The sequence below is a fragment of the Enterobacter cloacae complex sp. Mu1197 genome (assembly GCF_040059225.1).
Lineage (GTDB): Bacteria > Pseudomonadota > Gammaproteobacteria > Enterobacterales > Enterobacteriaceae > Enterobacter > Enterobacter quasiroggenkampii.
In genome coordinates, this window is sequence record NZ_CP157375.1 from 3,954,487 (window position 1) to 3,976,513 (window position 22,027).

The 22,027-nt window shown below is 57.0% G+C and carries 21 protein-coding genes; 10 read left to right on the forward strand and 11 right to left on the reverse strand.

Going from position 1 to position 22,027, the window contains the following annotated elements:
• Positions 1-142 precede the first annotated feature (142 nt).
• Positions 143-1,183 carry an aldo/keto reductase gene (locus tag ABFV38_RS18515; RefSeq protein ID WP_348957752.1) on the forward strand — a complete coding sequence of 347 codons (1,041 nt, stop codon included), beginning with the start codon at positions 143-145 and terminating at the stop codon, positions 1,181-1,183.
• Positions 1,184-1,235: 52 nt separating this feature from the next.
• Here the strand turns inward: ABFV38_RS18515 and ABFV38_RS18520 are convergent, their stop codons facing one another.
• Positions 1,236-1,724: a TIGR00645 family protein gene (locus ABFV38_RS18520; RefSeq protein ID WP_008499805.1), complete on the reverse strand. Its 489-nt coding sequence runs from the start codon at positions 1,722-1,724 to the stop codon at positions 1,236-1,238.
• 82 nt (positions 1,725-1,806) lie between these two features.
• Complete coding sequence (locus ABFV38_RS18525) at positions 1,807-2,310, reverse strand: hypothetical protein (protein ID WP_045909961.1); 504 nt, start codon at positions 2,308-2,310, stop codon at positions 1,807-1,809.
• Between the two features lie 103 nt (positions 2,311-2,413).
• On the opposite strand from ABFV38_RS18525, the gene ABFV38_RS18530 reads away from it, so the two are divergent.
• Positions 2,414-2,818, forward strand: a complete 405-nt coding sequence (locus ABFV38_RS18530; protein ID WP_008499807.1) for a hypothetical protein — start codon at positions 2,414-2,416, stop codon at positions 2,816-2,818.
• Position 2,819: 1 nt separating this feature from the next.
• Positions 2,820-3,266 carry a hypothetical protein gene (locus ABFV38_RS18535; protein ID WP_045909962.1) on the forward strand — a complete coding sequence of 149 codons (447 nt, stop codon included), beginning with the start codon at positions 2,820-2,822 and terminating at the stop codon, positions 3,264-3,266.
• Here ABFV38_RS18535 and ABFV38_RS18540 read toward each other — a convergent pair.
• From ABFV38_RS18540 to exbB, 3 genes are all read right to left on the reverse strand, one after another.
• Positions 3,263-4,714 (reverse strand): methyl-accepting chemotaxis protein, encoded by a 1,452-nt coding sequence (locus ABFV38_RS18540; RefSeq protein ID WP_348957753.1) that lies wholly within the window; start codon positions 4,712-4,714, stop codon positions 3,263-3,265. The genes ABFV38_RS18535 and ABFV38_RS18540 overlap by 4 nt on opposite strands.
• A 274-nt stretch (positions 4,715-4,988) precedes the next feature.
• Positions 4,989-5,414, reverse strand: a complete 426-nt coding sequence (gene exbD / locus ABFV38_RS18545; RefSeq protein ID WP_045909964.1) for a TonB system transport protein ExbD — start codon at positions 5,412-5,414, stop codon at positions 4,989-4,991.
• A gap of 4 nt (positions 5,415-5,418) precedes the next feature.
• Positions 5,419-6,150: a tol-pal system-associated acyl-CoA thioesterase gene (exbB, locus tag ABFV38_RS18550; protein ID WP_021242115.1), complete on the reverse strand. Its 732-nt coding sequence runs from the start codon at positions 6,148-6,150 to the stop codon at positions 5,419-5,421.
• 251 nt (positions 6,151-6,401) lie between these two features.
• Here exbB and metC point away from each other — a divergent pair, with 251 nt between their 5' ends.
• Together metC and yghB are read left to right on the forward strand one after the other, a co-directional pair.
• Positions 6,402-7,589 carry a cystathionine beta-lyase gene (gene metC / locus ABFV38_RS18555; protein WP_348957755.1) on the forward strand — a complete coding sequence of 396 codons (1,188 nt, stop codon included), beginning with the start codon at positions 6,402-6,404 and terminating at the stop codon, positions 7,587-7,589.
• A 143-nt stretch (positions 7,590-7,732) separates the two neighbouring features.
• Positions 7,733-8,392 (forward strand): DedA family general envelope maintenance protein YghB, encoded by a 660-nt coding sequence (gene yghB, locus ABFV38_RS18560; RefSeq protein WP_024906512.1) that lies wholly within the window; start codon positions 7,733-7,735, stop codon positions 8,390-8,392.
• Between the two features lie 48 nt (positions 8,393-8,440).
• Here yghB and ABFV38_RS18565 read toward each other — a convergent pair whose 3' ends face one another.
• Positions 8,441-9,340 (reverse strand): AraC family transcriptional regulator, encoded by a 900-nt coding sequence (locus ABFV38_RS18565; RefSeq protein WP_045909966.1) that lies wholly within the window; start codon positions 9,338-9,340, stop codon positions 8,441-8,443.
• Between the two features lie 194 nt (positions 9,341-9,534).
• Between ABFV38_RS18565 and yqhD the strand changes: the two genes are divergently transcribed.
• Positions 9,535-10,698, forward strand: coding sequence for an alcohol dehydrogenase (gene yqhD / locus ABFV38_RS18570; RefSeq protein WP_348957757.1), 1,164 nt, complete (start codon positions 9,535-9,537; stop codon positions 10,696-10,698).
• Between the two features lie 105 nt (positions 10,699-10,803).
• Entirely contained in the window at positions 10,804-11,631 is an 828-nt protein-coding gene (dkgA, locus tag ABFV38_RS18575) for a 2,5-didehydrogluconate reductase DkgA (protein ID WP_048029017.1), read from the forward strand.
• An 84-nt stretch (positions 11,632-11,715) separates the two neighbouring features.
• Here the strand turns inward: dkgA and ABFV38_RS18580 are convergent, their stop codons facing one another.
• From ABFV38_RS18580 to ABFV38_RS18600, 5 genes are all read right to left on the reverse strand, one after another.
• The gene (locus tag ABFV38_RS18580) at positions 11,716-13,887 is read right to left on the reverse strand and encodes a YgiQ family radical SAM protein (protein ID WP_348957759.1); all 2,172 of its coding nucleotides are present in this window, start codon (positions 13,885-13,887) and stop codon (positions 11,716-11,718) included.
• 131 nt (positions 13,888-14,018) lie between these two features.
• On the reverse strand, positions 14,019-15,431 hold the full coding sequence (ftsP, locus tag ABFV38_RS18585; protein ID WP_045909971.1) for a cell division protein FtsP: 1,413 nt from the start codon (positions 15,429-15,431) through the stop codon (positions 14,019-14,021).
• Positions 15,432-15,488: 57 nt separating this feature from the next.
• On the reverse strand, positions 15,489-16,226 hold the full coding sequence (plsC, locus tag ABFV38_RS18590) for a 1-acylglycerol-3-phosphate O-acyltransferase (RefSeq protein WP_024906505.1): 738 nt from the start codon (positions 16,224-16,226) through the stop codon (positions 15,489-15,491).
• 163 nt (positions 16,227-16,389) lie between these two features.
• On the reverse strand, positions 16,390-18,648 hold the full coding sequence (gene parC / locus ABFV38_RS18595) for a DNA topoisomerase IV subunit A (RefSeq protein WP_045909972.1): 2,259 nt from the start codon (positions 18,646-18,648) through the stop codon (positions 16,390-16,392).
• Positions 18,649-18,766: 118 nt separating this feature from the next.
• Positions 18,767-19,168 (reverse strand): NirD/YgiW/YdeI family stress tolerance protein, encoded by a 402-nt coding sequence (locus ABFV38_RS18600; protein ID WP_023344926.1) that lies wholly within the window; start codon positions 19,166-19,168, stop codon positions 18,767-18,769.
• A 138-nt stretch (positions 19,169-19,306) separates the two neighbouring features.
• Between ABFV38_RS18600 and qseB the strand changes: the two genes are divergently transcribed.
• The 3 genes from qseB to ABFV38_RS18615 all read left to right on the forward strand — a co-directional run bounded on the left by qseB (position 19,307) and on the right by ABFV38_RS18615 (position 21,999).
• Positions 19,307-19,966 (forward strand): quorum sensing response regulator transcription factor QseB, encoded by a 660-nt coding sequence (qseB, locus tag ABFV38_RS18605; protein ID WP_023326078.1) that lies wholly within the window; start codon positions 19,307-19,309, stop codon positions 19,964-19,966.
• Positions 19,963-21,312: a quorum sensing histidine kinase QseC gene (gene qseC, locus ABFV38_RS18610; RefSeq protein ID WP_262778813.1), complete on the forward strand. Its 1,350-nt coding sequence runs from the start codon at positions 19,963-19,965 to the stop codon at positions 21,310-21,312. The genes qseB and qseC overlap by 4 nt, the downstream gene beginning before the upstream one ends.
• A 105-nt stretch (positions 21,313-21,417) precedes the next feature.
• Complete coding sequence (locus tag ABFV38_RS18615; RefSeq protein ID WP_348957762.1) at positions 21,418-21,999, forward strand: NAD(P)H-dependent oxidoreductase; 582 nt, start codon at positions 21,418-21,420, stop codon at positions 21,997-21,999.
• Positions 22,000-22,027: the final 28 nt, after the last annotated feature.

The following is a 22,027-nucleotide window of genomic DNA, read 5'->3' on the forward strand; positions in this document are numbered from 1 at the left end:
GTGCAGGGCTCAATGTCTGACGCATCCCGGGGAAAATTGCTGGCAGGGAGTTCTGCCATCGCTTCTCCCCGGGATTTGTGTTTTGATAAGGACAGAATGAAAACGACGTTTCAAAAAATTATCGATAAGAAAAGGAGACATCATGTCCTGGTACCCTGCCCCTGACCGCTACGAGAATATGCAGTACCGCCACTGTGGCAAGAGCGGCCTGCGCCTGCCCGCGCTGTCGCTGGGACTGTGGCACAGCTTCGGTCACGTCCAGCCTCTTGAAACCCAGCGGGCGCTGCTGCGCAAAGCCTTCAACCTCGGCATCACCCATTTCGATCTGGCCAATAACTACGGACCTCCGGCGGGCAGCGCGGAAGAGAATTTCGGCCGCCTGCTGCGGGAGGACTTTGCCGCGTACCGCGACGAGCTGGTTATCTCCACCAAGGCCGGTTACGACATGTGGCCGGGGCCATATGGTTCGGGCGGGTCACGCAAATATCTGCTCGCCAGCCTCGATCAGAGCCTGAAGCGCCTGGGCGTCGAATACGTGGATATTTTCTATTCCCACCGCGTGGATGAAAACACGCCGATGGAAGAGACAGCCTCTGCGCTGGCACAGGCGGTGCAGAGTGGGAAAGCGCTGTATGTGGGCATTTCCTCCTACTCAACCGGGCGCACGCAAAAAATGGCCGAACTGCTGCGCGAGTGGAAGATCCCCCTGCTGATCCACCAGCCGTCCTATAACCTGCTCAACCGCTGGGTCGATAAGACCGGTTTGCTGGATGCGCTGGCAGCAAACGGGACCGGGTGTATCGCCTTTACCCCGCTGGCGCAGGGGCTGCTGACCGGAAAATACCTGAACGGTATTCCTGAAGATTCACGCATGCAGCGTGAAGGCAAGAAAGTCCGCGGTCTGAACGAAAAAATGCTGACCGAAGCCAACCTGAACAGCCTGCGTTTGCTGAGTGAGATGGCGCAGGCGCGGGGTCAGACCATGGCGCAGATGGCGTTGAGCTGGTTGCTGAAAGACGCGCGCGTGACGTCAGTGCTGATTGGCGCAAGCCGCCCGGAACAGATTGAGGAGAACGTTCGGGCGCTGGATAACCTGCACTTTACCGAGGACGAACTCAAGCGGATTGACCAGCATGTCGCGGATGGAGAGTTGAATCTGTGGCAGGCGTCGTCGGATAAATAAGGCCGCACAGAGCAGTCCCCTCTCCCCTTTGGGGAGAGGGTTAGGGTGTATTTTACTTCTTACTAATCTTATCCAGATACCCCATCACAAACGCAGACAGCACAAACGTCAGATGGATAATGACATACCACATCAGTTTGTTATCCGGCACGTTCTTCGCGTCCATAAACACGCGTAACAGGTGGATAGAAGAGATCGCCACAATAGACGCGGCCACTTTATTCTTCAGCGACGAGGCATCCATTTTGCCCAACCAGCTGAGCTTCTCTTTACGCTCGTCGATATCCAGCTGGGAGACAAAATTCTCGTAGCCGGAAAACATCACCATCACCAGCAGTCCGCCCACCAGGGTCATATCTACCAGCGACAGCAGAACCAGAATCAAATCCGCCTCGGCAATAGAAAAAATGTTCGGCAGAACGTGCAGGATTTCCTGAAAGAACTTAATCGTCAGCGCGATAAGCGCCAGCGAAAGGCCAAAATAGACGGGGGCCAGTATCCAGCGAGAGGCGTACATGGCGTTTTCAAAAAAGCGTTCCATAAAGTCCTGTTTGCAAAAGAAACCAGCGCCCAGTATATCCCAATGGCGCTGACTGTTTGCAATAACTCACCAGTCTGGTGACTCAGACGTTGTCGGGGTTAACTTCCGGACGGGCATACTCCGGCCAGACCAGCACCACCAGCTCCGGGTAGGCTTCCAGGCTGAACTCACGAAAACACTGACGCAAATTTAATACGTCCAGATCGGAATAAGAGACCTTCTCGCCGTTAAGGCAGCGTTTTTTGATATTGTCATAATATTTATACACGGCTGAATTCAGGTCGCTACAGCGACGCTGTGCCTCAAACAGTCCTGGCGTGTCATTAATTTCCGACATTTTCATGCGTTTAATTGTCGCGTGTAAAAAGTCGATATATTCATGGTTCACCCGCCAGTACCAGACAGGCGTAACGGAGTTCATCAATACAGAGAAATGGTCTTCTCCTTCCTCTTTTGTCATGAGTTCCGGCTGCGGCGGTTCACTGGCGTCTTTCGACACTTTCGTTTTATTGAACTCCTGCATCAATAAAAGCACACCAGCGGTCAGTAATAGTAATGTGATGACCGTAAAAAAGATGCTGTTCATGGGTAGGCTCCATTTTTTTTGATTTTAAATTTGCCTCATGATATTGTCAACGAATCTCACGCCTTTACCAACCCCACCCTGTTGAAATTAAAGGAAATTAAAAATGCTGCCCGACTATCTCGTCCCGGCTAAGTACCACATTACGCCTGTGGAACAGCAACCGACGGAAGCAGAAAAAGAGGTCAGTTTCACTCAGGGGAAAAGAAAGCTCTCTGATTTCGAGCCTGATATATTAATTGGTGTTTCCCGCACCGGCAAATCCCGTAATATGTTGCTGGAAGAGCACGATCGCCATATTAAAGACCGCTTATTTCGCGCCATAAAAATTGAAGCCTTCGTCCACCTGCTGAACGATCTGCAGGCCGAAGGAGAAATAGATGCCCAGAAACTAAGTCAAATATTGGCCGAAAAAACCAAAGAAATTAACGAAGCGGGCAATGAAATTTGGCTTAACTTAATTACGCGCGAAAAAAACAACCCAATTTTTTATAGCCTGGGGGAGGATTAACGTGAAGGAAGTTAAAAACAACGACGTTTATTTGACTTTAGATGATAAGAAAAGTGATGAATTTATCTTAAAGCAAAATCTCGATGCGCTGCGAAACACAAAAAATGACGAGATGACGCGTATTACCCAGGACCTGGTATCGATCCCGGCAACGCTGGTGCGGCTGAAATGGCAGAATCGCCGTGAAATTTATCCGCTACAGGTCAAAGAAGAAATTTACGGTGCCGTGATGAACGCCATCATGGAACAGCGGCCAGAGCTGAAAGAGAAGCTTCTGGGTCGCCTCGAGGCCAATTACCAGTATCTGCTTGCCAGAGAAATCGCCACTCTGCGCCTGACGCGCAAACTGTCAGACGGTGAGTACCGCACCTCAAACGTCACCTGCGTTGCGCTTGATGAGGACGCACTGGCGTCTGGCGCCAGCGCCCCTTCCGAACCGCAACGCTAATTAAATCTGAATACGGCAATCGCCTCTTTTAACTGCCCCGTCTGCTGCCGCTGCGCTTCAGCCACCTGCAGCGTTTGCGCTACGTGACGCACGTTCTCCTGCACGCTGGCATCGATGCTGGCAATACTGTCGTTCATCTGCGCAATGCTCACCCGCTGCTGCTCGCTCATCTGCGACAGCTCCTCCAGCAGAGAGCGGAGCCCTTCAATGCTCTCAATGATCGACTTCATTGTCATACCGGCCTGCTCAACCTGCTCGACGCCCTGCAGCGTGGTTGCCTGCGATGCGGTCAGCAGCTGGCGAATGTCTTTTGCAGCCCCCTCGCTGCGCTGGGCCAGCACGCGCACCTCCGAGGCAACTACCGCGAAGCCTTTGCCATGTTCCCCCGCTCTGGCAGCCTCGACCGAGGCGTTGAGCGACAGGATATTGGTCTGGAACGCAATCCCGTCGATCAGCTCCAGAATGGCGTAAATGCGCTGCGACTCCTCGCGAATGTGCTCCATCGCCGCAATCGCCTGCCGAACGTTATGGCCTCCCTGCTCCGCCACGTTACTGGTACTGAATGCCACCTCCCGAACCTGGCGGGCTTTTTCACTGGTCAGGGTGGCGACAGCCCTCAGTTGTTCCATCGCACTGGCCGCCGTCGCCAGCGAACTTGCCTGGTGATCGGTACGTTCCGACAGCGCGCTGTTGCGTTGTCCTAACGCGCGGGATGCCTCCAGCAGTTGCCCAATATTGGCGCTGACCTGCTCAAGCGTGGCGCGCATGGTGCCCAGCGTCAGGCTGAACGTGCGGGCAAAGGGAGACTCTGCGGGTGCCGCATCGACGGCCAGCGTGAGGTACCCCGGTTCGCGGTTGATCACCCCCGCCAGCCTTGCCACCTCGCTCGCCGAGCGGGCGTCCTGCTCCATACGAATCGCCAGCAGAACCAGGATCGCGGTCTGGACCACCACAAACAGCCCGTGGAAAACCACCATATGAAAGCCGGTGTGCATGAACACCACGACGCCGTACAGGTCGTTTTCCTGCAGATAGTTGAACACCAGGTGATGTAATGCGATGACCGCCGCCCCCATCACCAGCGGGCGCCAGTCTCGCCAGGCAAGGAGCGCGGAAAGCAGGACGAAAACCGAGAAATGGTATTCGGTTTCACCTTCGCCCAGATGAATCAGCAGCGCGGAAAATGCCATCAGCACAAACGCAGAGCTCAGGCGGAGTAACAACGCGCCGGGGAACACCATCGTCAGCAGCGTCGATAAACAGGCCAGAGAGGTGCCGACAATCGCCCCCTGTATGATGTTTTCGTTGATATAGCCCACGCCCAGCGAGATGGCCCACAGCGACCAGATGAGCACCAGTATTAGCCTGTCGGCGCGTCGTCGAATGGCAGAAAGCGAAAACAGATCGTTTTGAGGCGCGTGCGGATACAGCCATGTCATCGTAGCCATAGGGAGTCTCTTGCTGTGCAGGTGAAAAGATCCTTCGAAGAAGGACTGTTTTTATTATCTTTTTTTAAGCGTAGTGGGGATATTCCACGACGCCATTTCAGCAAAAGATATATTTTAATGGCGCAGCCGAATACTGATATTTACTTAACTATCAACACATTATTAACGTTGGCTTTATTGATAAAGAAATATGAAGAATGGGGATATACAGCAGAAAATAATAACGATGTTGCGTGGCAGAAAACAAAAAAGCTGGCTTTCGCCAGCTTTCGTTCTATTTTTTGGCCGCTTTCTCTTCGCCGACCAGCCCAATCTTCAGGTAACCCGCCTGATGCAGCGTGTCCATTACCTTCATCATGGTTTCATAATCCACGGTTTTATCCGCACGGAAGAAGACCGTAGTGTCTTTCTTACCGCCGGTAAGCTGATCCAGCGCCGGGATGACAGAGTCGGCCGTTACCGGGTCATTGCCAAGGAACATGGATTTATCGGCCTTCACGGACAGATAGACAGGCTTTTCCGGACGCGGCTGCGGCTGGCTGGACGAGGCCGGAAGATTCACCTTCACGTCGACCGTGGCCAGCGGCGCGGCCACCATGAAGATAATCAGCAGAACCAGCATGACGTCGATAAACGGCGTCACGTTGATCTCATGCATTTCGCCGTTATCGTCCAGATTTTCGTTTAGACGCATCGCCATAATATCAACCCACGCGCAGTTTGGACGCCGCGTGCACTGGCTTAACGGCGCTGGCATTCAGGTCGAGATCGCGACTCTGCAGCAGCAGTACCTGCGCGGCAACGTCACCGAGCGTCGCTTTGTAGCTGCCAATCATACGCGCGAAGATGTTGTAGATAACCACCGCCGGAATCGCCGCGACCAGACCAATCGCCGTCGCCAGCAGCGCTTCTGCGATACCCGGGGCCACAACCGCCAGGTTGGTGGTTTGAGTCTGCGCGATACCGATAAAGCTGTTCATGATGCCCCAGACCGTACCGAACAGACCGATAAACGGTGAGATCGCGCCGATCGTCGCCAGATAACCATTACCGCGCCCCATGTGTCGGCCAACGGCCGCCACGCGACGCTCCAGACGGAAACCGGTACGTTCTTTGATGCCTTCGTTATCTTCACTGCCCGCGGAGAGTTCCAGCTCGTTCTGTGCTTCATTCACCAGCAGGGTAGTCAGGCTTTTCGCGTGGAAGGATGAGGTCATATCTGAAGCCTGATCCAGAGAGCGGGCTTCTGCCAGTTGTTGCTGTTCCCGCTTGAGGCGACGCTTCTGCGAAAGCAGCTCGGCGCTCTTGCTGAAGAAGATAGCCCAGGTGACAACGGACGCCAGAATCAGGCCGATCATCACAATCTTAACTACGATGTCAGCATGCTGATACATGCCCCAAACGGAGAGATCCGCCTGCATCAAATTATTACCCACTCTGTATCTCCAGGACGCAAATCACAAAATCTGAACGTAATAATATCAAAACGTCGTCGAATTGATAGTAGTTCTCATTAGTATTTGCATAGTGCCGCAATTTTCGTTCACTTTCCTTGCGCTTACGCAGTAAAAATTTCTTATGCGGTTTTTTGCTAATATTTTCTGCTTATTCGATAAGCCTGCGGGTGCAGTTTTTTCCAATCGTGGTAGTCTGGACGTCCAGACGTATAAAAACAGGGTTAGCGAACATGACAACGAAGCATCTTGATACCACGCTGGTACAGGCAGGACGCAGCAAAAAATATACCCAGGGATCGGTTAACAGCGTGATTCAACGCGCCTCCTCGCTGGTGTTTGACACCGTTGAGGAGAAAAAAATCGCCACGCGCAACCGCGCAAAAGGCGGGCTGTTTTATGGCCGTCGCGGCACGCTAACCCATTTTTCTCTGCAGGAAGCGATGTGCGAGCTGGAAGGCGGCGCAGGCTGCGCGCTGTTCCCGTGCGGGGCGGCGGCGGTCGCCAATACCATTCTGGCGTTTGTGGAACAGGGCGATCACATCCTGATGACCAACACCGCCTACGAGCCCAGCCAGGACTTCTGTACCAAAATCCTCAGCAAGCTCGGCGTGACGACCGGCTGGTTCGACCCGCTGATTGGTGAAGGTATTGCCGAACTTATTCAGCCAAACACGCGCATTGTGTTCCTGGAATCACCGGGGTCGCTCACCATGGAGGTCCACGACGTGCCGGCTATCGTGAAGGCCGCGCGCAGTAAAGCGCCAGAGGCGATCGTTATGATCGACAACACCTGGGCGGCAGGCGTGCTATTCAAAGCGCTGGACTTCGACATTGATATTTCGATTCAGGCGGCGACGAAGTACCTGATTGGCCACTCTGACGGGATGATTGGCACCGCGGTCTCCAACGCGCGCTGCTGGGATCAGCTGCGTGAAAATGCCTACCTGATGGGCCAGATGGTGGATGCCGACACGGCCTACATGACCAGCCGCGGACTTCGCACGCTGGGCGTTCGCCTGCGTCAGCACCATGAAAGCAGTCTGACGGTGGCCGAATGGCTGGCGCAGCATCCGCAGGTTGAGCGCGTGAATCATCCCGCGCTACCCGGCAGTAAAGGCCATGAATTCTGGCAGCGTGACTTTACAGGCAGCAGCGGGTTGTTCTCGTTCGTGCTGAAAAAACGGCTGAATAATGACGAGCTGGCCAGCTATCTGGATAATTTTACCCTCTTCAGCATGGCCTACTCGTGGGGCGGTTTTGAATCCCTGATCCTGGCTAACCAGCCGGAACAGATTGCGGCCCTGCGCCCCGGTGGCGACGTGGACTTCAGCGGTACCCTGATTCGACTGCATATCGGTTTAGAAAATGTTGACGATCTGATTGCGGATTTAGCAGCAGGGTTCGAGCGTATCGTGTAGAGTGCTGGCTGAAAATGTACTCCCTGGACGCTTTTGTGGACACCGCAAGCGGAAAAGTCTGCATGAGTTGCGCCCGGGATCAAACCCGACGGGCGAATAAGGGAGTACAATAGCGCTATATCTGCTGTTCCACAGGAAAGTCCATGGCTGTTATTCAAGATATTATCGCGGCGCTCTGGCACCACGATTTTGCCGCGCTGGCGGATCCTCACGTCGTCGGTATCGTCTATTTCGTGATGTTCGCAACTCTGTTTCTGGAAAATGGATTACTGCCAGCCTCGTTTTTACCCGGTGACAGCCTGCTTTTACTTGCCGGGGCGTTAATCGGTAAAGGCGTCATGGACTTCACACCAACGATGGTTATCCTGACCTCCGCTGCCAGCCTGGGCTGCTGGCTGAGCTATCTGCAGGGCCGCTGGCTGGGGAACACGCGCGTCGTCAAAAGCTGGCTGGCGCAGCTGCCGCATAAATATCATCAACGCGCGACCTGCATGTTTGACCGGCACGGCCTCCTGGCGCTGCTGGCCGGACGTTTCCTCGCGTTCGTTCGCACCCTTCTGCCAACGATGGCGGGCATTTCCGGTCTGTCGAACCGCCGCTTCCAGTTCTTCAACTGGCTGAGTGCCCTGCTGTGGGTTGGCGTGGTCACAACGCTCGGCTACGCGCTGAATATGATCCCCTTCGTGAAACACCACGAAGATCAGGTGATGACCTTCCTGATGGTGCTGCCGATGTTCCTGCTGGTGGCGGGTCTGGTGGGAACCATCGCGGTGGTGATTAAGAAGAAGTACTGCAGCGCATAATTCAACAAAGCCGGGTGGCGCTATCGCTTACCCGGCCTACGTTTTTCGTCAGACTCCCTGCATCGTTCTAATACGTGACGCATCCTCTCCCGGCGTGACGCCGAAATAGCGCTTAAACTCCCGACTGAACTGCGAGGCACTTTCATAGCCCACCCGCATCGCCGCCGCGCTGGCCTTCATGCCGTCGTGGATCATCAGCATCCGCGCCTTATGCAGCCGGTAGGTTTTGAGGTACTGCAGCGGCGAGGTGCTGGTCACCGATTTAAAGTTATGGTGAAACGCCGAGACGCTCATGTTCGCTTCCGCCGCCAGCTGGTCGACGCTGAGGTTCTCCGTGTACTGGCTTTCGATACGCTTGAGCACGCGGCTTATCAGGCTGAAGTGGGTCTGTCGGCTCACCAGAGCGAGTAACGCGCCGCCGCCCGGGCCCAGCAGCACGTGGTAGAGGATCTCGCGGACGATCTGCTTGCCCAGAATGCGCGCGTCCAGCGGCCTCTCCATCACATCCAGCAGACGCTCAATGGCGCAGAGGATCTCTTCCGACAGCGTCGCCGAGTTAATCCCGCTTGAGGCCATCGAAGGCTGGAAGAGTTCATCTTCGCCAATCTCCATCAGCAGCTCCTGCAGCTGAAGGATGTCGACATTGACGCGAATACCCGCCAGCGGAACCGCCTCTGTCGCGAAGGTTTCACATTCAAAGGGTAAAGGTACCGTCAGCAGCAGATATTCATTGGTGTCGTAGCGGAACACGCGCTCGTTGATATAGCCAATTTTATGGCCCGAGAAGAGAAAAACGATGCCCGGCTGGTACATGACCGGCGTGCGCGTCCCCGGCTGCGTGCCATAGAGCAGGCGAATGTCCGGCAGCAGCTCGCTGGCACGATTTTCATTATCTATCAATCTCTTAATCTGCACAGTGAGCTGCTGGCAGATAGCCTCACGGTTCATCTTGCGTTACTCCGGGTGCGGTTTTCGACGTTGACAGTGTGCGTTGTTTTCCGCGCTTTCTCCAGCGCTCTGTAGAAATGGGCAAGACATCGGCAGGAATGTGCATTGAGGGCGTAGCCCCGGATCGCCACAATGAGCAGCATCAGGTCGCCCTCTGCGCACCACGGTTTTTCACCCACTAAAGGGAACGAGCAATGAACAACTTTAATCTCCACACCCCAACCCGCATTCTGTTTGGTAAAGACGCTATCGCTGACCTGCGCGCACAGATCCCTGCTGACGCCCGCGTGCTGATCACCTACGGTGGCGGCAGCGTGAAAAAAACCGGCGTGCTGGATCAGGTTTACAGCGCGCTGGACGGTCTGGACGTGCGTGAGTTCGGCGGCATTGAGCCAAACCCGTCCTACGAAACGCTGATGAATGCGGTAAAAATCGCCCGCGAAGAAAACATCACCTTCCTGCTGGCGGTCGGCGGCGGCTCCGTGCTGGACGGTACCAAATTCATCGCCGCTGCGGCGCACTACGCTGACGGCATCGATCCGTGGCACATTCTGGAAACCCGCGGCAGCGACATCAAAAGCGCCATCCCGATGGGATCCGTGCTGACCCTGCCAGCGACGGGTTCTGAATCCAACAAGGGCGCGGTGATCTCCCGTAAAACCACCGGTGACAAGCAGGCCTTCATGAACGAACACGTTCAGCCTGTGTTCGCCATTCTGGATCCGGTTTACACCTACACCCTGCCAGCGCGTCAGGTGGCGAACGGCGTGGTCGATGCCTTTGTACATACCGTTGAGCAGTACGTCACGTATCCGGTGAATGCCAAAATTCAGGATCGCTTCGCGGAAGGCATTCTGCTGACGCTCGTCGAAGAGGGTCCGAAAGCGCTGAAAGAGCCGGAAAACTACGACGTTCGCGCCAACGTGATGTGGGCGGCTACACAGGCGCTGAATGGCCTGATCGGCGCTGGCGTGCCGCAGGACTGGGCGACCCACATGCTGGGCCACGAGCTGACGGCGATGCACGGTCTGGATCATGCGCAAACGCTGGCCGTTGTGCTGCCTGCACTGTGGAACGAAAAACGCGACACCAAACGCGCCAAGCTGCTGCAGTACGCGGAACGCGTGTGGAACATTACCGAGGGTTCTGACGACGCGCGCATTGATGCTGCCATCGAAGCAACCCGCAGCTTCTTTGAAGGTCTTGGCGTGCCAACGCGTTTGTCTGGCTACGACCTCGACGGTAGCTCCATCCCAGCCCTGCTGGCGAAACTCGAAGAGCACGGCATGACCCATCTGGGCGAGCACGGCGACATCACGCTGGACGTCAGCCGTCGTATTTACGAGGCGGCACGCTAAGCGTTTTTGTCCCCCCGACTTTCGTTTTTTGACATTTCGTCCAGACTTAATGCACACCCCATCGCCGGAGTCTTCCTCCGGCGATGCGCACCTGAAGGAGGAAAAATGGCAAACCAAACCGTAATCAAGCTGCAGGACGGCAACGTGATGCCCCAGTTGGGGCTAGGTGTATGGAAAGCCGGTAACGACGAGGTCGTCTCCGCCATTCATAAAGCCCTGGAAGTCGGCTACCGGTCGATTGACACCGCCGCCGCGTACAAAAACGAGGACGGCGTAGGTACCGCACTGGCCAGCGCCGGTGTCCCTCGCGATGAGTTGTTCATCACCACGAAACTGTGGAATGACGATCAAAAGCGTCCCCGCGAAGCCCTGCAGGAGAGCCTGGAGAAACTCCAGCTCGATTTCGTCGACCTGTATCTGATGCACTGGCCGGTTCCGGCCATCGACCATTACGTTGATGCCTGGAAAGGGATGATTGAACTGCAGAAAGAGGGGCTGGTGAAAAGTATCGGCGTCTGTAACTTCCAGGTTCATCACCTGCAGCGGCTGATTGACGAGACGGGCGTCGCGCCCGTCATTAACCAGATCGAGCTGCACCCGCTGCTGCAGCAGCGGCAGCTTCATGCCTGGAACGCCACGCATAAAATCCAGACCGAGTCCTGGAGTCCGCTGGCGCAGGGTGGCCAGGGCGTGTTCGATCAAAAAATTATCCGCGAACTGGCGGATAAATACGGCAAAAGCCCGGCGCAAATCGTCATTCGCTGGCATCTGGACAACGGCCTGGTGGTGATCCCGAAATCGGTCACGCCATCGCGCATCGCCGAGAACTTCGACGTCTGGGATTTCCGGCTGGACAAAGATGAGCTGGGCGAGATTGCGAAGCTGGATAAGGGCATGCGGCTTGGGCCAGACCCGGATCAGTTTGGCGGATAATCGCGTAAAAAAGCCGGGTGGCGGCCTCGCCTTACCCGGCCTACGTGGCGACATAAAAAACCCCGGCTTGCCGGGGTTTTTTATTTACGCTTTGCGCTTCACAGGCTTCTTCACACTCGGATTACCGTTCGAACGCTGATGCATAATCGGCGTGTGCTTGGTCAGCGCCGGTCGCGTATTGCGGTTCTGGCGACGCGCTTCGCGCATCTCCTCCAGCGTCGGGGCCGGTACCAGGCAGTCGCGGCGCGAGCCGATCAGGTGTTTTTTACCCATCTCTTCCAGCGCCTGGCGGATCAGCGGCCAGTTTTTCGGATCGTGGTAACGCAGCAGCGCCTTGTGCAGACGACGCTGTTTGTCCCCTTTCGGCACCACCACCTCTTCACTCTTATAGCCAATCTTACTCAGCGGGTTCTTGCCGGTGTAATACATGGTCGTCGAGTTGGCGAGCGGTGACGGATAGAAGTTCTGCACCTGATCCAGGCGGAAGCGGCGCTGCTTCAGCCACAGCGCCAGGTTGACCATGTCCTCATCACGCGTGCCCGGGTGCGCTGAGATGAAGTACGGGATCAAATACTGCTCTTTGCCCGCCTGCTTCGAGTAGGTGTCGAACAGCTCTTTAAAGCGGTCGTAGCTGCCCATGCCCGGCTTCATCATCTTCGACAGCGGGCCTTCTTCGGTATGCTCCGGCGCAATCTTCAGATAGCCGCCGACGTGGTGCGTCGCCAGCTCTTTGATGTAGCGCGGATCTTCCACGGCAATGTCATAACGTACCCCGGACGCGATGAGGATCTTCTTGATGCCCTTCAGATCGCGCGCGCGTCGGTAGAGGTTAATCGTTGGCTCGTGGTTGGTATCCATGTGCTCGCAAATGCTCGGATAGACGCAGGAGAGACGGCGGCAGGTTTGCTCCGCGCGCGGCGACTTGCAGCGCAGCATATACATGTTCGCGGTTGGACCGCCAAGATCGGAAATCACGCCGGTAAAGCCCGGTACGGTGTCGCGAATGGCTTCGATCTCGTTGATGATCGACTCTTCCGAACGACTCTGAATGATGCGCCCCTCGTGCTCGGTAATGGAGCAGAAGGAGCACCCGCCGAAGCAGCCGCGCATGATGTTGATCGAGAAGCGGATCATCTCATACGCCGGGATACGGGCGTTGCCGTACGCCGGGTGCGGCACGCGCTTGTACGGCAACGCAAAGACGCTGTCCATCTCTTCGGTGGAGAGCGGGATGGCCGGCGGGTTGATCCAGATAAAGCGCTCGCCGTGCTTCTGCATCAGCGCGCGGGCGCAGCCTGGGTTGGTTTCATGGTGCAGAATACGGGACGCATGGGCGTAAAGCACCTTGTCGGCTTTCACCTTCTCATAGGAAGGCAGCAGCACGTAGGTCTTTTCCCATGGCTTCGGGCGCGGCGGCTGCACGACGATAGCCTTCGCTTCCGCTTTCTTTGGCTCTACCGGTTTGTTATCGGCACACGGCAGATCGTCGCCATACGGGTGTGGGATCGGGTCGATTTTGCCCGGCATATCGATGATGCGGGAATCCACGCCGCGCCAGCCCGGCAGCGCCTCTTTTACCATGAGCGCGGTATTGCGCACGTCGCGGATGCTGCTCACCGGCTCGCCCTGCGACAGACGGTGCGCCACTTCCACCAGCGGACGCTCGCCGTTTCCGTAAATCAGCATGTCGGCTTTGGAATCCACCAGCACCGAGCGGCGCACGGTATCAGACCAGTAATCGTAGTGCGCGGTACGGCGCAGGCTCGCCTCGATGCCGCCCAGGATCACCGGCACGTCTTTCCAGGCTTCTTTGCAGCGCTGGGTATAGACGAGGGTCGCGCGATCCGGACGTTTGCCCGCCACGTTATCCGGCGTGTAGGCGTCGTCATGACGCAGCTTACGGTCGGCGGTATAGCGGTTGATCATCGAGTCCATGTTGCCTGCGGTCACGCCGAAGAACAGGTTGGGTTTACCCAGACGCATAAAGTCGTCTTTGCTGTTCCAGTCAGGCTGGGAGATGATCCCCACGCGGAAGCCCTGCGCTTCAAGCATACGGCCACAGATGGCCATGCCGAAGCTCGGGTGGTCAACGTAGGCATCGCCCGTGACCAGAATGATGTCGCAGCTGTCCCAGCCCAGTTGGTCCATCTCTTCCCGGGACATCGGCAGGAACGGCGCCGGTCCAAAGCAGGCAGCCCAGTACTGGGGCCAGGAGAAGAGGTCACGATCCGGCTGGATCAGGGAAATTGCGCTCATAATGCTTCCGAAGAAAAAATAGACAAAAGGGCGGGGATTATACGCTGGATCATTGTGGGAAATGAAGGGGTATTATGCGGGCTGTTGCCCTCACCCCAACCCTCTCCCATAGGGAGAGGGAGAAAAGCAATTTACGGCGCCGGGTTGACCAGCATTTGTCCCACCGAACCCCTGTCCATCATCTCCAGCGTCTGGCTGTGGAACAGGAACGGGAAGTGCGGCCACGAAGGCTGGCCGTAATAAACCAGCAGTTCCACCTGGCCGTCCACCCAGACGGTATCTTTCCAGCCGCGATCTTCCGGGAACGGCATCGCGCCGTTGACGTTGCGGATCAGGAACGACACCCCTTCAATATGGAACGACTGCGGCATATCTGAACGCACCGTCCAGCGCTCCCAGGTGCCCTGCTGCGCGGTGATGTCAATGCGGTTGACGTCCCACAGCGCGCCGTTGATGCCCGGGTCGTCGCCCAGGCTGATATCGCGGCTGCGCACCGGCGAGCCGCTCATGATCTCCTGCGGCAGCAGACGCATGGGCAGGCTGTCGGTCACCAGCGGCAGCAGGCCGGTTGGGCGCAGGGTCAGCACCAGGGTGGAGACAAGTATGCTCGACGGTTCAAAGAACCCGCGAATACGGTCGACAATGCTGGCCGCTTCACCGCAGGTGACAGACACTTCATCCCCGTTGGTCATATCAATGAGAATTTCGCGACGCTCACCCGGCGCGAGCGCCAGCTGTTTGACGGACACCGGCGCCGGTAAAAAGCCCTGATCGCCGGAGATCACGTGCAGCGGACGGCCATCGCTCATCTGCAGCTGATAGCGGCGCGAGTTAGACGCGTTGAGCAGGCGCAGGCGCACCCAGCCACGGGACACTTCGACATACGGGCTCTGCGCGCCGTTAACCAGCAGCGTATCGCCGACGAAACCACCGCTGCCCGGCTCGCTGTATTCCGGCGTGCCGAAATTATCCAGACGTTTGTCCTGGATGATAATCGGGAAGTCATCCACGCCGTAGTGGTTCGGGATCGGCAGGGATTTGCTGACTTCATCTTCCACCAGCCACATGCCGGCCAGGCCGTTATAGACCTGCTGCGCCGTGCGGTTAGGCGTGTTGGCGTGATACCACAGGGTTGCCGCACTCTGGCGAATCGGCAGAACGGGCGCCCAGTCGGCGCTGGGTGACATCATTCGCGCCGCGCCGCCAATCAGCGGGCCAGGCACCTGCAGGCCGCTGATGGTCATGGCGACATTTTCAGGGGTACGGTTACTGTAGATGAGCTTAACGTCATCGCCATTCCACACGCGTATGGTCGGCCCAAGGTAACGTCCGTTAATGCCCCAGACCGGCGCACGCGTCCCCTGGGTAAAGGACCAGTGGCTGCGCTGCAGCGTCAGGAAAAGCGGCTGACCGCGACGGGATTCAATGAGTGGCGGAATAGGCAGCGGCTGTTGCTGCCCGGCGGCGCTGGCTGTCAGCGGCATCGCACCCGCACAAAGGGCGATCCCCGAAGCCTGAATAAACTGACGCCGACTGAGTGACATATAAGCTCCATCTGAAACGACTAACAACGCGGGAATTCGTTTTCCCTTCAACGCCGGTTAAATCTTACCGGCGGCTTCTCTCTCTGCGACTTCTTTGTCGAGCAGCGCAATATGCTCAGCCATCAGATCACGGCAGTGCGCGGCCAGCTCGCGCACCTGATCTTTACCGTATTTGCTGGTATCGACGGGTGGCAGCATTTCGACAATCACCAGCCCGTTATTCAGGCGGTTAAGATTAATCTTATTCGAAGTATTGGAAACGCACACAGGAATAATTGGAACACCTGCCGCAATTGCGGCATGAAACGCACCGGTTTTAAACGGCAGCAGGCCGCGGCCACGGCTGCGCGTCCCTTCCGGGAACATCCAGATTGAAATTTTGCGCTTTTTAAAATGATTCACCACTTCCGCAATGGTGCTGTGCGCTTTTGCACGGTTATTACGATCAATCAGCAGGTTACCAGTAAGCCAGTACAGCTGACCAAAAAATGGGATCCATAGCAGGCTTTTTTTGCCCACCGTCACGGTCGGTGGAAGCACGATATTAGAGGCCGTCACCATATCGTAGTTGTTCTGATGGTTGGCGATATAGATGGCGTTACCGAAATTCTCCGCCCCTTCCGGCAGACGTTTTTCAACTTTCAGACCAAACAGCGGCGCAAGGCGGCCGAACATATGGCCAAAGGTGGCGACATGCTTCGGATTACGCGGGCTGAACAGGCAGTAAATAGAGCCGAAAATACAGACCAGAATGCAGTAGATAACGGTAAGAATAAGACGAACAATATATAGCATAGCGACCTCTGAAGCCCCAACAGCTGACAATTATACTTCACCTGTGGCCAGGTAAGGACTTTATTACGAGCGCGTATTGTTAATCGCAACGCACGAATTAACAACGATTTTACGGGAAATTTTATTGAAATTCCCCCTCCGGACAGAGGGGGATATCACGACATTACTCTTCGCTGTCACCCGCAGCGCTGCGTGCAGGAGAGTCAATCTCCACGCGATCGATACGCTGCAGACCGCGCATCAGCGAGCCGCGGCGACCGCGCTCCCCCACCACCTTCTGCAGCTCTTCCGGACGAAGCTTGATTTTGCGCTTGCCGACGTGAATGGTCAGGGTGCTCTGCGGCGGCAGCAGGAAGAGGTGCGCCAGGCCATCTTCGCCTTTCGCGGCCTCCGCCGACGGGATGTTGATGATCTTGTTGCCCTTGCCTTTTGACAGCTCAGGCAGATCGCTGACCGGGAACATCAGCATACGTCCGGCGGTGGTGATCGCCAGCAGCATGTCGCTTTCGTTCTCAATCACCAGCGGAGCCATCACGTGAGCGTTGTCCGGCAGGCTAATCAGCGCCTTACCGGCACGGTTGCGGGAAACCAGATCGTTGAAGGTACAGATAAAGCCGTAGCCCGCATCAGACGCCAGCAGCAGCTTCTGGTCATCGGCTTCCATCAGCATATGGTCAACCGTCGCGCCCGGCGGCAGCGTCAGCTTACCGGTAAGCGGCTCGCCCTGCCCACGCGCGGAAGGCAGCGTGATCGGGTCAATGGCGTAGCTGCGGCCGGTGGAGTCGATAAACGCCACCGGCTGGTTGCTCTTGCCTTTCACCGCCGCTTTGAAGCTGTCGCCCGCTTTGTAGCTGAGCCCCGGCGCGTCGATATCGTGGCCTTTGGCGCTGCGCACCCAGCCGCTCTGCGACAGGACAATGGTCACCGGCTCGGACGGCTGCATGTCGTGCTCGTTCATCGCCTTCGCTTCTTCGCGCTCGTGCAGCGGAGAACGACGGTCGTCGCCAAACGCGTCGGCATCGGCCTGCAGCTCTTTCTTCAGCAGGGTGTTCATCTTGCGTTCGGACGCGAGGATCGCCTGCAGCTGATCGCGCTCTTTTTCCAGCTCGTTCTGCTCGCCGCGGATCTTCATCTCTTCCAGTTTGGCGAGATGGCGCAGCTTCAGCTCGAGGATCGCTTCGGCCTGGGTTTCGCTGATGCCAAAGCGCGACATCAGGGCGGGCTTCGGCTCGTCCTCGGTACGGATGATCTCAATCACCTCGTCGATATTGAGGAACGCCACCAGCAAACCTTCAAGGATATGCAGGCGCTTAAGCACTTTCTCGAGACGATGGTTCAGACGACGGCGTACCGTATCGCGGCGGAACGTCAGCCATTCGGTGAGGATCTCCAGCAGGTTTTTCACCGCCGGGCGTCCGTCGAGGCCGATCATGTTCAGGTTGATGCGATAGCTTTTTTCCAGATCGGTGGTGGCAAACAGGTGGTTCATCACCTGCTCCATGTCCACGCGGTTGGAGCGCGGCACGATCACCAGACGGGTCGGGTTCTCGTGGTCTGATTCATCGCGCAGGTCGTCGACCATCGGCAGCTTTTTATTGCGCATCTGGGAGGCGATCTGCTCCAGCACTTTGGCACCGGAAACCTGATGCGGCAGCGCGGTGATGACCACGGCGCCGTCTTCTTTATTCCACACCGCACGCATGCGTACGGAGCCGCGACCGTTCTGGTAGATTTTGCGGATTTCCGCGCGCGAGGTGATGATTTCGGCTTCGGTCGGGAAATCCGGACCCTGCACGATATCCAGCAGATCGTCGAGCGAGGCTTTCGGCTGCTCAATCAGGGTGATGGCGGCTTTCGCCACTTCACGCAGGTTGTGCGGCGGAATATCCGTCGCCATACCGACCGCAATCCCGGTGGTGCCATTCAGCAGGATGTTCGGCAGACGCGCAGGCAGCATCTTCGGCTCCTGCAGCGTACCGTCGAAGTTCGGTACCCAGTCAACGGTCCCCTGCCCCAGCTCGCCCAGCAGCACTTCGGCATATTTAGAGAGGCGGGATTCGGTATAACGCATCGCCGCGAAGGATTTCGGATCGTCCGGCGCCCCCCAGTTCCCCTGGCCATCCACCAGCGGGTAGCGGTAAGAGAACGGCTGGGCCATCAGCACCATCGCTTCATAACAGGCGCTGTCGCCGTGCGGATGGTATTTACCCAGTACGTCACCGACGGTACGGGCGGATTTCTTGAACTTGGCGGTGGCGTTCAGCCCCAGTTCGGACATCGCATACACGATGCGGCGCTGAACGGGCTTCAGGCCATCCCCGATAAACGGCAACGCCCTGTCCATGATGACGTACATGGAGTAGTTCAGGTAGGCGTTTTCCGTGAATTCATGTAGCGCGAGGCGCTCTGCCATATCGCTCATTACGTGTGATTCCTCAACTCAGAAACCGAAGGGTTTCAGGCAATATTGCCGCAGATACTACCCTATCTGACGAGTTGAGTCACAAAGAAAAAGGGCCGCTTATGCGGCCCTTTCCGGGTTATTTGTTCAGCTTAATGACCTGCTTCACGTCGATTTCAAAATCGTTCCACTCTTTATCGACCTTGCCCTGGATTTCCACTTTATCCTGAGGGGTGACGGTCACGCCGTTCCAGCGCTTGTGGTCAATTTCCACGTTTACCGTGCCGGTCTCATCGCGGAAGGTGTAGCGGTCATCGGACAGGCGCTGGGTGATGTTCCCGCGCAGCTTCACCCAGCTGTCGTCCTTCATCTCTTTGACCTTCACCGCGGTGGTGAGGTTGGCGTCATTATCGACAAAACCGCCTGCCTGCGTTTGGGTCTGGGTCTGTGCGGCAGACGGGCCGTTAAATCCGCCCTGCGCGGCAAAAACGGGGGCAGTGGTCATCATCATGATGGCGGCAATAGCAGCGAATTTTTTCATATTAACTCTCCCTTTAATCTGGTTTCGCAGTCCATTAAACAGGGTAATCCTTAACAACTTCTTAAGGGAAAAATTTATTTATTATTGCTGTACAGCAGGCGCTTACAGAGGGTTTACTGACGACATCAAGGAGGGAATATGCGCATTTTACTGGTAGAAGACGACACGTTAATCGGCGACGGTATCAGGGCGGGTTTAAGCAAAATGGGCTTTAGCGTGGACTGGTTTACCGACGGCAAAACCGGTCAGGCCGCGCTCGCGTCTGCGCCCTATGATGCCGTGGTGCTGGATCTGACGCTGCCGGAAATCGACGGTCTGGACATCCTGCGCGCGTGGCGCGAAAGCGGGCGCAGCGAGCCGGTATTGATCCTGACCGCGCGGGATGCGCTTAACCAGCGCGTGGAGGGGCTGCGTCTTGGCGCGGATGATTATCTCTGCAAGCCGTTCGCGCTGATTGAAGTGGGCGCCCGCCTTGAGGCGCTGGTCCGCCGCAGCCACGGCCAGACGCATAGCGAACTACGCCACGGCAAGGTTACGCTCGATCCGACCCGACTCGTCGCCACGCTGGACGGTGAACCGCTGACGCTGAAGCCGAAAGAGTTCGCGCTGCTGGAACTGCTGATGCGCAATGCAGGCCGCGTGCTCCCTCGCAAGACGATTGAGGAAAAACTGTATACCTGGGATGACGACGTCTCCAGCAACGCGGTAGAAGTCCACGTTCATCACCTGCGCCGCAAGCTTGGCAGCGAGTTTATCCGCACCGTGCACGGCATCGGCTATACCCTGGGTGACGCATGAAGCTGACGCAACGCCTGAGCCTGAAGCTGCGCCTGACGCTCCTCTTTTTAGCGCTCTCCCTGACGGCATGGTTTGCCGCCAGCCTGGTGGCCTGGCAGCAGACTACCCACAAGCTGGATAAGCTCTTCGACACGCAGCAGATGCTGTTTGCCAAACGGCTGCTGACGATGGATCTTGACGAGATCCGCGCCCCCGAACGGATGCGCGAGATCCCGAAAAAAGTGAAGCATGGCCGTCTCGATGACGACGCGCTGGCTTTCGCCATTTACGCCGTCGACGGCAAAATGCTGCTGAACGACGGCGAGAACGGGCGCGATATTCCGTACCACTATCGCCGCGACGGGTTTGCTAACGGGCAGCTCCAGGACGACAACGACGAATGGCGTTTCCTGTGGTTGACCTCACCCGACGGGAAGTACCGCGTGGTGGTCGGTCAGGAGTGGGAGTACCGCCAGGATATGGCGCTGGACGTGGTCAGCTCGCAGCTCACGCCCTGGCTGGTAGCGCTGCCCGTGATGCTGCTCTTGCTGATTCTCCTCCTGAGCCGGGAGCTGAGGCCGCTGAAAAAGCTGGCACAGACCCTGCGCTCTCGCTCGCCGGATGCGACCGAGGCGCTTGTACTTCATGGCGTCCCCACGGAAGTGCGCCCCCTGCTCGACTCGCTGAATCACCTCTTCGCGCGTACCCAGGAGATGATGACGCGCGAGCGCCGCTTTACGTCCGACGCGGCCCACGAGCTGCGCAGCCCGCTGGCGGCGCTGAAGGTGCAAACTGACGTGGCGCAGCTCTCGCAGGACGATCCGCAGGCGCGGGAAAGAGCGCTGGCGCAGCTGCATGCGGGAATCGACCGCGCTTCCCGGCTGGTGGACCAACTCCTCACGCTGTCGCGTCTGGACTCGCTGGACAACCTGGACGATGTCGAACCGATAACGCTTGCCGATTTACTGCAGTCGGCGGTGCTGGATATCTGGCATCCGGCGCAGCAGGCAGGAATTGATATTCGCCTCAACAACCATGCCCCGCAGGTCAAGCGTCAGGGACAGCCCCTGCTACTCAGCCTGCTGGTGCGCAACCTGCTGGACAATGCCATCCGCTACAGTCCGCGCGGCAGCGTGGTGGACGTTACGCTGGACGCGCGTAGCTTTAGCGTGCGCGACAACGGTCCCGGCGTTGACCCCGAGGTGCTGGCGCGCATCGGCGAGCGTTTTTATCGTCCACCGGGCCAGAACGCCACGGGCAGCGGGCTGGGACTCTCTATCGTCAGGCGCATTGCCGCGCTGCACGGAATGCGCGTCTCGCTGAGTAATGCGGCGGAAGGCGGCTTTGAGGTGAAGGTCAGCTGGTAACGGATTATTGCATCTCCAGCAAAAGACTTTGCACATTTTGCTCATTTTTCCGCTCCGTCCTCGCGCGTAGAATACCCGGCATACTCTCATCGTCGAGGACAAAAAATGAGCAACACTCTGATTATTAACGGTGCAAAAGAATTTGCGCACTCTAAAGGCCAGCTGAACGACACCCTGACCGAGGTCGCGGATGGTTTCCTGCGCGACGCCGGGCATGATGTTAAGGTCGTGCGTGCAGACAGTAACTACGACGTGAAGGCCGAAGTGCAGAACTTCCTGTGGGCTGACGTGGTGATCTGGCAGATGCCAGGCTGGTGGATGGGCGCGCCGTGGACCGTGAAAAAATACATGGACGACGTGTTCACGGAAGGTCATGGCTCGCTGTATGCCAACGATGGCCGCACCCGCTCTGACGCCTCCAAAAAATACGGTTCAGGCGGTCTAATTCAGGGCAAAAAATATATGCTGTCACTGACCTGGAACGCCCCGCTGGAAGCCTTCACCGAGAAAGATCAGTTCTTCGAAGGCGTGGGCGTGGACGGCGCGTACCTGCCGTTCCACAAGGCGAATCAGTTCCTGGGCATGGATCCGCTGCCGACCTTTATCGTCAACGACGTGATTAAAATGCCTGATGTCCCGAGCTATATCGCAGAATATCGCAAGCATCTCGCGAAAATTTTTGCTTAACTGGTAGCCTGGAATTAAAGGAGTAGTA

What these genes read in the sequence shown, in the direction of transcription:
- ABFV38_RS18515 (WP_348957752.1), top strand. Translation starts at nt 143, where the DNA reads ATGTCCTGGTACCCTGCCCCTGACCGCTACGAGAATATGCAGTACCGC.
- ABFV38_RS18520 (WP_008499805.1), bottom strand. Translation starts at nt 1,724, where the DNA reads ATGGAACGCTTTTTTGAAAACGCCATGTACGCCTCTCGCTGGATACTG.
- ABFV38_RS18525 (WP_045909961.1), bottom strand. Translation starts at nt 2,310, where the DNA reads ATGAACAGCATCTTTTTTACGGTCATCACATTACTATTACTGACCGCT.
- ABFV38_RS18530 (WP_008499807.1), top strand. Translation starts at nt 2,414, where the DNA reads ATGCTGCCCGACTATCTCGTCCCGGCTAAGTACCACATTACGCCTGTG.
- ABFV38_RS18540 (WP_348957753.1), bottom strand. Translation starts at nt 4,714, where the DNA reads ATGGCTACGATGACATGGCTGTATCCGCACGCGCCTCAAAACGATCTG.
- exbD (WP_045909964.1), bottom strand. Translation starts at nt 5,414, where the DNA reads ATGGCGATGCGTCTAAACGAAAATCTGGACGATAACGGCGAAATGCAT.
- metC (WP_348957755.1), top strand. Translation starts at nt 6,402, where the DNA reads ATGACAACGAAGCATCTTGATACCACGCTGGTACAGGCAGGACGCAGC.
- yghB (WP_024906512.1), top strand. Translation starts at nt 7,733, where the DNA reads ATGGCTGTTATTCAAGATATTATCGCGGCGCTCTGGCACCACGATTTT.
- ABFV38_RS18565 (WP_045909966.1), bottom strand. Translation starts at nt 9,340, where the DNA reads ATGAACCGTGAGGCTATCTGCCAGCAGCTCACTGTGCAGATTAAGAGA.
- yqhD (WP_348957757.1), top strand. Translation starts at nt 9,535, where the DNA reads ATGAACAACTTTAATCTCCACACCCCAACCCGCATTCTGTTTGGTAAA.
- dkgA (WP_048029017.1), top strand. Translation starts at nt 10,804, where the DNA reads ATGGCAAACCAAACCGTAATCAAGCTGCAGGACGGCAACGTGATGCCC.
- ABFV38_RS18580 (WP_348957759.1), bottom strand. Translation starts at nt 13,887, where the DNA reads ATGAGCGCAATTTCCCTGATCCAGCCGGATCGTGACCTCTTCTCCTGG.
- ftsP (WP_045909971.1), bottom strand. Translation starts at nt 15,431, where the DNA reads ATGTCACTCAGTCGGCGTCAGTTTATTCAGGCTTCGGGGATCGCCCTT.
- plsC (WP_024906505.1), bottom strand. Translation starts at nt 16,226, where the DNA reads ATGCTATATATTGTTCGTCTTATTCTTACCGTTATCTACTGCATTCTG.
- parC (WP_045909972.1), bottom strand. Translation starts at nt 18,648, where the DNA reads ATGAGCGATATGGCAGAGCGCCTCGCGCTACATGAATTCACGGAAAAC.
- ABFV38_RS18600 (WP_023344926.1), bottom strand. Translation starts at nt 19,168, where the DNA reads ATGAAAAAATTCGCTGCTATTGCCGCCATCATGATGATGACCACTGCC.
- qseB (WP_023326078.1), top strand. Translation starts at nt 19,307, where the DNA reads ATGCGCATTTTACTGGTAGAAGACGACACGTTAATCGGCGACGGTATC.
- qseC (WP_262778813.1), top strand. Translation starts at nt 19,963, where the DNA reads ATGAAGCTGACGCAACGCCTGAGCCTGAAGCTGCGCCTGACGCTCCTC.
- ABFV38_RS18615 (WP_348957762.1), top strand. Translation starts at nt 21,418, where the DNA reads ATGAGCAACACTCTGATTATTAACGGTGCAAAAGAATTTGCGCACTCT.